Origin of the sequence: Prevotella rectalis (assembly GCF_900607215.1) — a bacterium.
Classification (GTDB): domain Bacteria; phylum Bacteroidota; class Bacteroidia; order Bacteroidales; family Bacteroidaceae; genus Prevotella; species Prevotella brunnea.
In genome coordinates this window covers 1,113,970-1,125,510 of record NZ_LR027820.1, presented here as the reverse complement: position 1 = coordinate 1,125,510, position 11,541 = coordinate 1,113,970, and the positions used below count along the sequence as shown (strand labels likewise).

Genomic DNA, 11,541 nt, shown 5'->3' with positions numbered 1-11,541 from the left:
CCCCTGTTGTATCATTATGAATGATATTATAAATGGATTGGTGGGACACCTTTATTCCCTCATTCTTGCGCAGATAACCTGATATTTGTCGTGGAGACCACTGGTCATTGGTGATATATTCCTTAATTCTCCAGACTAATTCGTTAGAGAGCCTGGCGTTCTTTACCGTTCTCTTTCTGCGCTGCATAGCCATATCGTGCGCCTTTGTCCAGATATACTTTTCTGATGGCGTGCTGTTGCGTTTGATTTCACGTGATAGTGTTGACTGACTGATGCCGACGATTGTGGCAATCTCTTTTCTCCCTGTTTTCTTTTGGAGTAAGGCGAAAATTTGCGACCTTTGCTCCGAGGTTAATTGATGATATTTCACAATACAAAGTTAATTAATCTTGGGGAGACAGAGGTCTCCCTTTTTTATTTGTATTGCTGGTTGTTTTTTTTCCTCGCCGAGAGATGCAGACAACCTCTCGCTACGCTTCGAGAACGTCTGCATCTCTCGGCGAGGGCTACTCTTTTATTGCACTTCGTTTTGGAACTTGCATAATCCATTTCTGAAGGTGGCTCTTTCGTTAAAAAAAAGACTCCCTCAAACAGTCTGTATTCTCATTCTTTTTCATACCTTTGCAGCAAACAACAACCTACCCAAAGTGAATACCAAAGAGCGAAACAAGTTTAGACTTCCGGCAGAATGGGAACCACAAAGTGGCATCCTACTGATGTGGCCACATGAAGCTACGGATTGGAAGCCGTATTTGGATAATATTAATGAGATTTTTCTTCAATTGGCAGATGCCATCACACACCGAGAACATTTGCTGGTGGTAACTCCACGCCCAGAGCAAACACGAACTTTGTTGAAAAGCCGACTCTCTGTCAATCAACAAGAAAGAGTGCACTTCAGAAAATGCGACACCAATGACACGTGGGCACGCGATGTGGCACCTATTTCGCTGATTAGCGAGGACGTATCAAAGCGTTTTCTGCTTTTGGACTTCCGGTTCAACGGATGGGGAATGAAATTTGCCGCCGAAAAGGATAACGAGATGAACCAAAAACTACATCTTTCTGGTACTTTCAACGGCACTTTGGAAAATCAAAAGGATTTTGTTCTTGAAGGTGGTTCCATAGAAACGGACGGAAAAGGTACGCTTTTCACGACAACGGCATGCCTTACCGCTCCCAACCGTAACCAGCCGCTTAAGAAGCCCGACCTTGAAAGAAACTTGATAAACCTGTTTCCCAACACGAAAAAAGTAGTTTGGATTGAGCATGGCAACCTGATTGGTGATGATACAGATGGACATATTGACACCATCTTGCGATGCGCCCCCAACGACACACTCCTCTATAACGGAACCGATGACACTTCTGATCCGCATTATGAAGACTTAAAAGCGTTGGAAGAACAGATTGCAGCACTGCGCACACCGGAAGGAAGGTCTTACCGGCTGCTGAAAGTTCAGCTTCCTAAGCCCATGTTTTGGGATGGAGAGCGGTTGCCTGCCACTTATGCCAACTTCGTGATACTGAATAATGCGGTCATCGTACCCACCTATCAACAACCCGATTTGGATAAGTTGGCAATGCAAACTATCAAAAAAGCCTTTCCGCAACACGAAATCATAGGGATAGATGCCTCAACGGTAGTAAGACAGCATGGGTCGCTTCACTGTCTGACCATGCAATTCCCAAAGAGCTGTCTCACCCTATCATAATAACAACATCAATAACATTGAAGAGTATGCACGAAATAAATATAGGAATATTGCAACTTCACAACACAGCAGACATTCAAAAAAACATTGAGAAACTCACAAAGGGAATTAGAGACCTCGCACAACGCGGCGCAGAACTCATCGTACTGCAAGAGTTGCACAACTCACTCTATTTTTGTCAGGTGGAAGATGTAGCGAACTTCGACCTCGCAGAGCCTGTTCCCGGTCCTTCCACCGAGTTATATGGTGCACTTGCCAAAGAGTGTGGAGTGGTGCTCGTTACATCACTATTTGAGAAACGAGCAGCCGGACTTTATCACAACACGGCAGTTGTATTCGAAAAAGATGGAACCATTGCCGGAACCTATCGCAAAATGCACATTCCAGACGATCCGGCTTATTATGAAAAGTTCTATTTCACACCCGGCGACCTTGGTTTTAAGCCCATCAATACAAGCATGGGGAGATTGGGGGTTCTCATCTGTTGGGATCAGTGGTATCCGGAAGCTGCGCGAATGATGGCTTTGCAAGGCGCGGAAATCCTAATCTATCCTACTGCAATCGGCTATGAATCCACCGATGAACCTGATGAACAGCGCAGACAACGAGAAGCTTGGACTACTGTAATGCGTGGTCACGCCGTGGCAAACGGTTTGCCGGTAGTGGCAGTAAACAGAGTTGGACACGAACCCGATCCGAGCGGACTAACCAATGGCATTCATTTTTGGGGCAGCAGTTTCGCAGCAGGTCCACAGGGAGAGATGTTCTATCAGGCTTGCGATAACGATGAGGAGAGCTTGATAATCAGTATCAACCTCGACCACAGCGAAGAAGTGCGTCGCTGGTGGCCGTTCCTTCGCGATCGCAGAATAGACCATTACGGAGAGATAACTCGGCGGTTCATAGACTGACAACAAGAAAATGTGGAAACAACGGATAGAACGTAACCGTTCCGAATCTACTATTATACTTTTTACAAGAAGCAATACAACTTCTCTCCGTTTACATCGTTTCTTATTCGTAACACAGTGGTTGTTAATGGATTACGAGAATTCTAAAAGCTATCATCCTGCATTTTCAATTCCTTGATAACCCTGCACGGATTGCCCACTGCCACTACATTGTCGGGTATGTTGCGTGTAACCACCGAACCCGCTCCGATGGTTACGTTGTTGCCAATCGTAATTCCGGGCAGCACCGTTACGTTGCCACCTATCCACACATTGTTACCCACCTTTATGGGGAGAGCGTATTCTATATTCTTGTTGCGCTCCTCCGGGTTCAAGGGGTGTCCGGCAGTATAGAACGAACAGTTTGGAGCAATGAATACATGGTCGCCGAAAGTAACCTTAGCCTCGTCGAGAATAACGAGGTTGGTGTTGGCGAAGAAATGTTCTCCAATTTCAATATTGTAGCCATAATCGCAGAAGAACGGTGCAATGATTTTGAAATGTTCGCCCGTCTTTCCCAATAACTTTCTCAATCGTTGCGTGCGTTCTTCGCGTTTCGATGGTGGGAGCATGTTCAGGTTGAAACATTCCTCCTCGCATACAAACAGGTCGTTCAACACCTCCGGGGCACTTGCAAGATATGGAAGACCTTTCTGTTGTTTTTCTTTTTCAGTCATAAATCTATAATTTTATGAGACGGGACTTTGGCTACATCTGTTTTCAGCCATAGCTCCCGACCTACCATGAGACAAAATTGAAGTGGTGTCAGCGTTTTTTCTGGAAAGCGACCCTTGGATCGCCGTTCTCAAGATAGATAATGCCACAATAAACAAACCCCAATCGCTTCAGGGCTCTTTGCATGGGAAGATTGTCTTGATGTGTGTCGATACGGATGTTTTCCACTTTCCTGAAGCAGTAATCCACAATGGTGTCCATGATGCCTTTTGTTCCCGGAATCGAAGCCACCCTGTGCAGTGTTCCGTAAGCCTCATGGTTCAGCCAATGTCCACCCTCTATTCGTGCATAGGTAGGGTCGGATCCCTTTATAAAGGCAAAGGTGGCAACAGGCTTTTCTTCATCCGCGACAATCAGATAGCTGTTCCCATTCATGATGTCGCTTTCAATTTGTTTCTTTCCGGGGTGTCCATTCGTCCATTGGTGCAAGTTCCCCGAATCAATCATTTTCTGCCTACCGCAATCAATAAGACGGAGTACGGTTTCCATATCCTCTCGTGTAGCTTTTCTTATCATAACGGCAACAAAAATAAAGAAAAAAACACATCCGTGCAAATTCTCATACACACATTCTGCCACTATTGTCCGCTTGTCTTGTAAGCAGGTGCTTAAAATGGAGCGTACATGTCTTTATTGTCCCGATGATGATCTGACTTTCTTTGAGCGGATGTGGGGGATTGCAAAAAAAATAAAACTTTGTCAATTCGAGGAAAAACCGTAACTTTGTGGCTCAGAAACCGTCTGAGCTGTTTGCGGCAAAACTTTCCCTTCATTGTTCCATTCGAGGTGAAGACGAGGCGCATACAACATAGAGACATTCAGCGTAATTACTCACATGATACAGGATATTGAAAAAAGCGAGAGATATTATAAAGGAAAGATGAGCGTCGAGATAACCCGACCGCGTATAGATGTCATCAACGAAGTTATCTACGCGCAGTATTTCAAGAACGGAACACGCTCCCTTCACATGACACTCTTCGTACCGAATACTGACGAGCCCAAACCCTGTGTGGTTTATTTTCCCGGCGGTGGCTTCACCACGTCAGACTATGGCAAATGGAGTCGATTGCGCATGGCTATGGCATTGCAAGGATTTGTGGTGGCGGCAGTGGAGTATAGAGCCATTCCCGACCCATTCCCCGCTATTCTTATTGATGGAAAGACAGCCATTCGCTATCTCCGCGCCCATGCCGTTAAATTCGGAATTGATGGCAATCGCATTGGCGTGATGGGCAATTCTGCCGGTGGGTATCTTGCCAATTTGGTGACTATGACTGCCGATGTGGAGGAATTCAACGTTGGCGATTTTCTTGATTACTCATCCGACACACAAGCTTGTTGCGACATCTTTGGTCCGACAGACCTCGCTTCGGTTGACGAGGGCTTTCCACCGGAAGTTCACAAGTATCACAAGTCGCCAAGTGCGACGGAGGCCCTTCTGTTAAATGGTGTTACCTATGGGCGAAATCAGAGCTACGACATCCACGACGACTTGGTACGAGCACGATGGGCAAGCCCGATGGGTTATCTGAAGACCGGACTTCCGCCATTTCTCATCATGCATGGAACAAATGATCAGATGGTCTCGATTATGCAGAGCGAGCATCTTTACGATGGATTGAAAGCACTCCGCGTTCCGGTGGACTACTATCAACTCAAGGATGCCGGACATGGCGACGACCCTTGGTTCCAGCAACCGGTCATAGAATTGATTGTTAATTGGTTCAGAAAACAGCTGATGAATGTGGATTAACATCGCTCCGACTCTTTCTTGCTTTCCGGTCCCAGCTTCCAATATCAACGATTTTTTTTGGGATTAGGGATAATCGGCGACTAAACAGTCGTGAAGCATCATCTCAAATCACTACACAAAAGGGTAATAATTCATCACCGAGGCTATTTTTTACCCAAAAGTGTAGTGATTTTTTTCTTTGAAGACATTACTTTTGCGGTATAAAAATGATCATGTAAGACAAAAAACGCATTGGAATGTCACAAGACAGACAGTTTTTCCGTCTTTCTTAATTAGACGTAAAATGAAGAAAATGAAAAAATGTATTCTATCGCTGTGGCTCTGCTGCATGGCTTTTGTACAGGGGCAGGCACAGCAAATTACTGGAAAGGTGATGGATGAGAACAACTCGCCGATGGAGTTTGTGAATGTAGTTTTGCTCACGGCAAAGGATTCGGCTTTCGTAAAGGGAGCCGTTACGAAAGAAGACGGCAGCTTCGTGATTGATACGGAATGTAAAGGCGGTATTCTCCGCGCCTCGTTCGTGGGGTATCAAACGGCATTCAAGACTTGCAGCGGTGCGAACGTTGGTATTATCCAGATGCAGTTGGAGGCAAGGACGATGGACGAGGTAGTGGTGAAAGGACGACTGCCACAGTACAAAATGACGGGCGAGGGCATGATGACTACCGTTGCCAACACCACGCTCAGCAAACTCGGTACAGCCGATGACGTGTTAGCGCACGTTCCGGGACTAATCAAGAAGAGTGGGGCTTACGAAGTGTTTGGCAAAGGTTCGCCCATCTTTTATATTAATGGCAGGCTGATGCGCGACAAGACGGAATTGGACCGACTGAAGGCTGAGGACATTTTGAGCATTGAAGTAATCAGAAATCCGGGAGTGAAATATAATGCTACGGTTACGGCGGTGGTGAAGATAAAGACACGCCGCAGAGCTGGTGAGGGCTTTGGCTTCGACCTTCGCTCGTCTTATTACCAATCGGAAAACATCGACCTCATAGAGCAAGCCAATTTCAACTACCGACATAAGGGGTTGGATGTGTTCGGCTCGTTCTATTACTCAAACATCAAGGGTTTCTATAAGGGAATCACTACCACAGACGTGGCTGCCGATACGCTTTGGCATCAGCAGTTCTCGCAGAACTATCAATATAAGAATCTCAGTTATACACCCACCATTGGTTCAAACTTTCAGCTGAACGACAGCAATTCCATCGGTTTCCGTTATCAGTTAAGTTTGAGTCCGAACAAGAATTATTGGACTCCGCTCATCTTCGATATCACCGCCAACGGCGAGTTTTACGACCATCTGACGAACAATGTGGACTATTGCTATATCTACAAACCGTCACACAACCTGAACCTCTATTACAACGGAAAGTTTGGAAAAGTAAATCTAAACCTCAATGTAGATTATATGCGGAATGGGCAAGAGGAAAATGCCGTTTACAACGAGAAGAGCACTACCCATCAGGACCGCACGGTTACATCGTTGAACAGCGCACGCAACTCGTTGGGGGCATTCAAGTTGGATGTGAGTTTCCCTTTGCTGGGCGGCGAACTTTCCGTAGGAGCAGAAGGGAGCAAGACCAACAGAACCGACACCTACTACAATGCGGAAGGCTATGTGCCGTCGGCCAACAGCGAGCTGCGCGAACGGCATTGGGCAAATTTCTTCCAGTATTCCCGTATGACCCCGATAGGACAGTTGATGGCGGGCCTTCGCTATGAACATGTGAAATTCGACTATTTCAAAGACGGTGCACACATGGATGAACAAAGTCGATCGTTTGGCAATCTCTTCCCGCAGCTCTCCTTGGCCACTCAGTTAGGCAAGGTTCAGTTGCTGCTCGCTTATGCAGGCAAGACCGTGCGTCCCAACTATAGCCAGCTTAGTACTAACGTTACTTACGGCAACCGTTTCCTTTTGCAGACGGGAAACCCCTATCTGAAACACGAGTATGTGCACAATCTCTCGCTTTCGGGAATGTGGAAAATACTGCAATTCTCTATCGACTATACCGACTATCGCAACGCCATCCTCTTTTGGGCGGAACAGAAGGAGGACAATCCATCCATCTCTATCGTAACACACAGAAACATCCCTACGCTGAAGAACCTGGCACTCTCGCTCGTCGTAGCTCCGAAGATTGGAATATGGTCGCCACAGCTGAGTGTGGCATTGATGAAACAATGGCTCACATTTGACACCAAAACCAATCACTACACGATGAACAAGCCTTACTTTCAGCTTTCGTTCGACAATACTTTTAATTTCGGAAACGGTTGGGTTGCCACTGCCGGAATGTGGCTAAGAACAAAGGGAGACATGGAGAATTCCTATTTTCCAAACAATCTAATGAGTGTGGACGCTACGCTGACCAAATCGTTCTTCAACGACCGGTTTTCGGTTATGCTGCGTGGCTCTGACCTCTTCCACACGCAGAGAGCGGAAAATCTGATATATTTGAATCAGATGAGGGTGCTGCAGTCGCAGTCAAGCGACACGCGCGAAGTGTCCGTTACGCTGCGCTATAAGTTCAACACCACCCGAAGCAAGTACAAGGGAACGGGAGCAGGCAATGCAGAGAAGAACAGGCTTTAACAGTGGCTCCGGATAAAAACGACGTAGGCTGAACCCTTTGTTTGGGTTCAGCCTATTTATGATTTGTGCTGATTGTAAACTGATTGAATTACAGCACTCTTAGTGGTGGACCTGGTGGGAGTCGAACCCACGTCCGCACAAGGAAACCATACGCTTTCTACATGCTTATTTCAGCCTTTGGTTTTCGAGCTACAGCAAGACCTGAACCACCAACTGTAGCCTTATCCTCTAAATTTCATCCGACCGGCGAGGCACAGCCGAACTATTTCCGATTTTCCTGCACCGCTTGATCCTCAGATTCGGAACAACATCCTTGGAGCGATGTCTCGTTCCATCGCCTTGCGACGGAATAAAGCCAGTAATCTACTGTACTTCGATTAGGCAGCGAGAGCGTAATTGTTTTCGCCAATTAATTGTTTGATAACTGATATTTAGGAGCCAGCCACCGACGCTCCGCATGCTTACATACCATTTCGTCTTGCCGTCAAATCCAAACAAGCCCATTGTATTAAGTGGTGCAAAGGTAATGATTATTTCTGAAATGCGTAAGATTTATGCTGTTATTTTCTTTTTTGGGTGCAGAGGGCTGTTTAGGGTGGGCAGCGAAATGAAAAAAAGAAAGACTCTGGTTGAGTCTTTCTTTCGATCGGATCTTTCTTTTTGATGAAAGATTTCTTTTCGATCGGATCTTTCTTTTTGATGAAAGGTTTGGTTTATGCTTCTTTGTCGTATTCCAAGTGGAAGTTGATAACGGCTTCGATGCCTTTCTTCCAGAGGTCTATTGGCATGTTTTCGTTGGGGGAGTGGATGGCGTTTGATTCCAGGCCGAAGCCCATGAGGAGGCTCTTTACGCCGAGTTCTTTCTCGAAGGTGGAGATGATTGGAATGCTGCCGCCGATGCGCATGGGCAATGGTCGTTTGCCGAATACTTGTTCGAAGCCGCGTTCGGCTGCTTTGTATGCGGGGAAGTCGATGGGGCAGACGTAGCCGTAGCCGCCGTGGAGCATTTCTACTTTTACTTCGACGGTGTCTGGCGCTACTTTGTTGAAGTAATCGACGACGAGTTGTCCGATTTTCTTGTAGTCTTGATGTGGGACGAGGCGTGATGATATTTTGGCGTAGGCTTTTGATGGGAGTACGGTTTTTGCGCCTTCTCCTTGGTAGCCGCTCCAGAGTCCGCAGACGTCGAATGATGGGCGGTAGCCTGTGCGTTCGATGGTGCTGTAGCCTTCTTCACCGAATACGTTTTTGATGCCGAGTGATTTCTTGTAGGCGTCCATGTCGAATGGTATGGAGGCGACGAGTGCGCGTTCTTCTTTGGATGCTTCTTCTACGTCGTCGTAGAAGCCGGGGAAGCGTATTTTGCCGTCTGGGCCTGTTATGTCGCCGATGAGTTTGCAGAGGACGTTGGCTGGGTTTGCCACTGCTCCGCCGAATGTGCCGGAGTGGAGGTCGTGGTCGGGTCCAGTAACTTCAATCTGCCAGTAGGCGAGTCCGCGCAGTCCGGTGGTGATGGAGGGTGTGTCGGGTCCGATGAGTGTGGTGTCGGATACGAGGATGACGTCGCATTTCAACAGGTCTTTGTGTTCTTCGATGAATGGGCCGAGGCTTGATGAGCCGATTTCTTCTTCGCCTTCGAAGATGAATTTCATGTTGTGCTTCAGCAGGTTGTGCTTGTTGACGTATTCGAATGCTTTTGCTTGTATGAATGATTGTCCTTTGTCGTCGTCGGCTCCTCGTGCCCAGATGTGTCCGTCTTTCACTACTGGTTCGAAGGGTTCGGTTTTCCACAGGTCGAATGGTTCTGCGGGCATTACGTCGTAGTGTCCGTAAACCAGGACGGTTTTTGCTTTTGGGTCGATGATTTTTTCGGCATAGACCATTGGGTTGCCTTTTGAAGGCATGACTTCTGCTTTATCGACGCCTGCTGCCAAGAGCAGTTCTTTCCATCTTTCGGCACAGCGTACCATGTCTTCTTTGTGGGCTGGTTGTGCACTTACGCTTGGAATGCGTATGAGGCTGAAGAGCTCTTCGAGCATGCGTGCCTCGTTTTCTTCTACATATTTTTTGATCATAGTAATAAAAATGTTATTGGTATTTCTTTTCATAGCCGGCATTGCTGCTTGGCGAATGCTCCGCAAATATACAACTTTTTTCTGAATGTGCATGGGATAGTGGCTAAAGAGTTGGCTTGCAAGTGCAATATTACGTATAATATTTGAAAAACTCTTTCACAGGTGTGTTAAATTTTACTGACCAAAAACCATACGCTATGAACTCGTATGCCACCACCTGCGCCTATCCGAGACGAGACGAAAGACAAGCATATTCTTTATTTAGGGGATTAGCTGAAATTCTCTATGTAACAAATAATATATCACACTTATAAACAATTAATTAGGAATTTACGGAATATCCCTATATTAATTTGATAAAAATAAAAAGTTAAAGTGCTTTTACTCGCAAAATTACAATTCTTTTTGCGGTAGGGGGATGGGTCGATAAATTGTTTTCTTTTAAAAAGTTGTAAAATATGAGAAGGTATATTAAAAAGAAGTTGTAAAATGCAAGAATATATTATAAAAAGTTGCAAAATACGAAAAGATACCTTACCTTTGCCAACAAATTAAATAGAGATTGGGATCAGCTTTTTCACATAGCCGCTTACAATTTTGTACCAAATATTCTTTGGTTCGGGATGTGCTGCAAAGAAAAATCAACTTTCTTCCTTTTTTTAACACAAATTATTTGGTAGTTCCAAATAATTTTGTACTCTCTCTCTCTCTCTCTCTCTCTCTCTCTCTCTCTCTCCTATAATTTAGGTACATCTTCTTTCATCCCCCTTTCTGCGCATTATGCTTTGGTGCGCAGCGACTCTTTGTATCCGTTTGTGGAGGGTAATTCCTTGCCTTCCTTCATTGTTGTATATTCAGAAATTAAAAATCATATTCAAAATTTATTGTAGCGTTATGAACAAAACAGAAACCGGTGTCGCCGTTGTCAAGGCGGCTTATGTTTGTCCCCGCATAGTTTGCTATGCAGCAGAGTCAGAGTATTCACTTTGTGCCGGAAGCCCAATTGGGGCTCAGTAGAAAATCAGTGGGGGAATAATTTGTTATTTATCTTAATAATTCCGACCTTCGCATCATGGAAGAAAATATGTTACGCACCTTGGCAGCTCTTGTGTTGCCCACTCAAATATTAGAGTTTTTTACTATCGTTTCTGTCCGTGAGGTCGGATCAGAGTTTCATATTAGTCTTGACGAACGTATGGACAAGACTTTGGCGGATGATGCCAACTTCGAGTCCAAAGGGTTCATGGAAGCTGTTAATATAACTGACTTTCCGATCCGAGACCATAAGGTTATATTGAAAATTCGTCGCAGACGATGGACGGACTTGCGCACAGGCAAGAGCTTTACGCTTCCCATCGCTTTAGACATGGTAGCTCAGGGCACTCGTTACTCCAAGGAATTTGGAGCTTTTTTAAAAGAAACGTATGGAGACATCCCCCGTGAGCTGCCTTACGCTTGAGGATTTCTATCATATTGACGGACACACATTTGAGAAACAATACAAGGAAGTTCTGAGCGGCTTTCGTCAATGGGACCAGGCAGAACATGCCGACGAGTGGCTTCTCTTTCCTGACAACATCGGATCCTCTTTGGCTATTGATGAAACTTCACTGTCTAACGGCGAACTGTACACTTTCGTGACCAACCGTGCAGCAAGGACACGGGAAAGAAGTCTCGTGGCAGTAGTTGCAGGTACAAAGTCAGA

9 protein-coding genes, 1 other RNA gene and 1 pseudogene are annotated in these 11,541 nt (G+C 45.8%); 6 read left to right on the top strand and 5 right to left on the bottom strand.

Going from position 1 to position 11,541, the window contains the following annotated elements:
- Nucleotides 1-370, bottom strand: a 370-nt coding sequence (locus E0E16_RS05835) for a helix-turn-helix domain-containing protein (protein ID WP_165444186.1), incomplete at its 3' end; no start/stop codon positions are given.
- A gap of 277 nt (nucleotides 371-647) precedes the next feature.
- On the opposite strand from E0E16_RS05835, the gene E0E16_RS05830 reads away from it, so the two are divergent.
- Both E0E16_RS05830 and E0E16_RS05825 read left to right on the top strand, forming a co-directional pair.
- Complete coding sequence (locus E0E16_RS05830; RefSeq protein WP_130829529.1) at nucleotides 648-1,715, top strand: agmatine deiminase family protein; 1,068 nt, start codon at nucleotides 648-650, stop codon at nucleotides 1,713-1,715.
- A gap of 26 nt (nucleotides 1,716-1,741) precedes the next feature.
- Nucleotides 1,742-2,626 (top strand): carbon-nitrogen hydrolase, encoded by an 885-nt coding sequence (locus E0E16_RS05825; protein WP_130829528.1) that lies wholly within the window; start codon nucleotides 1,742-1,744, stop codon nucleotides 2,624-2,626.
- Between the two features lie 143 nt (nucleotides 2,627-2,769).
- On the opposite strand, the gene E0E16_RS05820 is transcribed toward E0E16_RS05825, so the two are convergent.
- Both E0E16_RS05820 and E0E16_RS05815 read right to left on the bottom strand, forming a co-directional pair.
- Complete coding sequence (locus E0E16_RS05820; protein ID WP_130829527.1) at nucleotides 2,770-3,342, bottom strand: sugar O-acetyltransferase; 573 nt, start codon at nucleotides 3,340-3,342, stop codon at nucleotides 2,770-2,772.
- Nucleotides 3,343-3,430: 88 nt separating this feature from the next.
- Nucleotides 3,431-3,916 (bottom strand): GNAT family N-acetyltransferase, encoded by a 486-nt coding sequence (locus E0E16_RS05815; RefSeq protein ID WP_130829526.1) that lies wholly within the window; start codon nucleotides 3,914-3,916, stop codon nucleotides 3,431-3,433.
- A gap of 319 nt (nucleotides 3,917-4,235) precedes the next feature.
- Here E0E16_RS05815 and E0E16_RS05810 point away from each other — a divergent pair, with 319 nt between their 5' ends.
- Together E0E16_RS05810 and E0E16_RS05805 are read left to right on the top strand one after the other, a co-directional pair.
- A complete protein-coding gene (locus tag E0E16_RS05810; RefSeq protein ID WP_130829525.1) occupies nucleotides 4,236-5,156 on the top strand; it encodes an alpha/beta hydrolase in 921 nt (306 codons plus the stop codon).
- A 292-nt stretch (nucleotides 5,157-5,448) separates the two neighbouring features.
- Nucleotides 5,449-7,761 (top strand): TonB-dependent receptor domain-containing protein, encoded by a 2,313-nt coding sequence (locus E0E16_RS05805; protein ID WP_130829524.1) that lies wholly within the window; start codon nucleotides 5,449-5,451, stop codon nucleotides 7,759-7,761.
- 103 nt (nucleotides 7,762-7,864) lie between these two features.
- On the opposite strand, the gene ssrA is transcribed toward E0E16_RS05805, so the two are convergent.
- Both ssrA and E0E16_RS05795 read right to left on the bottom strand, forming a co-directional pair.
- Nucleotides 7,865-8,263: a transfer-messenger RNA gene (gene ssrA / locus E0E16_RS05800) on the bottom strand.
- A 211-nt stretch (nucleotides 8,264-8,474) separates the two neighbouring features.
- Complete coding sequence (locus E0E16_RS05795) at nucleotides 8,475-9,836, bottom strand: dipeptidase (protein ID WP_028901791.1); 1,362 nt, start codon at nucleotides 9,834-9,836, stop codon at nucleotides 8,475-8,477.
- A gap of 1,072 nt (nucleotides 9,837-10,908) precedes the next feature.
- Between E0E16_RS05795 and E0E16_RS05790 the strand changes: the two genes are divergently transcribed.
- The gene (locus tag E0E16_RS05790; protein ID WP_130828385.1) at nucleotides 10,909-11,295 is read left to right on the top strand and encodes an ISAon1 family transposase N-terminal region protein; all 387 of its coding nucleotides are present in this window, start codon (nucleotides 10,909-10,911) and stop codon (nucleotides 11,293-11,295) included.
- Nucleotides 11,261-11,541 (top strand): annotated as a pseudogene (locus E0E16_RS05785) (ISAon1 family transposase); the annotation flags it as partial. The gene E0E16_RS05790 and the pseudogene E0E16_RS05785, both read left to right, overlap by 35 nt.

What these genes read in the sequence shown, in the direction of transcription:
- E0E16_RS05805 (WP_130829524.1), top strand. Translation starts at nt 5,449, where the DNA reads ATGAAAAAATGTATTCTATCGCTGTGGCTCTGCTGCATGGCTTTTGTA.
- E0E16_RS05825 (WP_130829528.1), top strand. Translation starts at nt 1,742, where the DNA reads ATGCACGAAATAAATATAGGAATATTGCAACTTCACAACACAGCAGAC.
- E0E16_RS05820 (WP_130829527.1), bottom strand. Translation starts at nt 3,342, where the DNA reads ATGACTGAAAAAGAAAAACAACAGAAAGGTCTTCCATATCTTGCAAGT.
- E0E16_RS05815 (WP_130829526.1), bottom strand. Translation starts at nt 3,916, where the DNA reads ATGATAAGAAAAGCTACACGAGAGGATATGGAAACCGTACTCCGTCTT.
- E0E16_RS05790 (WP_130828385.1), top strand. Translation starts at nt 10,909, where the DNA reads ATGGAAGAAAATATGTTACGCACCTTGGCAGCTCTTGTGTTGCCCACT.
- E0E16_RS05795 (WP_028901791.1), bottom strand. Translation starts at nt 9,836, where the DNA reads ATGATCAAAAAATATGTAGAAGAAAACGAGGCACGCATGCTCGAAGAG.
- E0E16_RS05810 (WP_130829525.1), top strand. Translation starts at nt 4,236, where the DNA reads ATGATACAGGATATTGAAAAAAGCGAGAGATATTATAAAGGAAAGATG.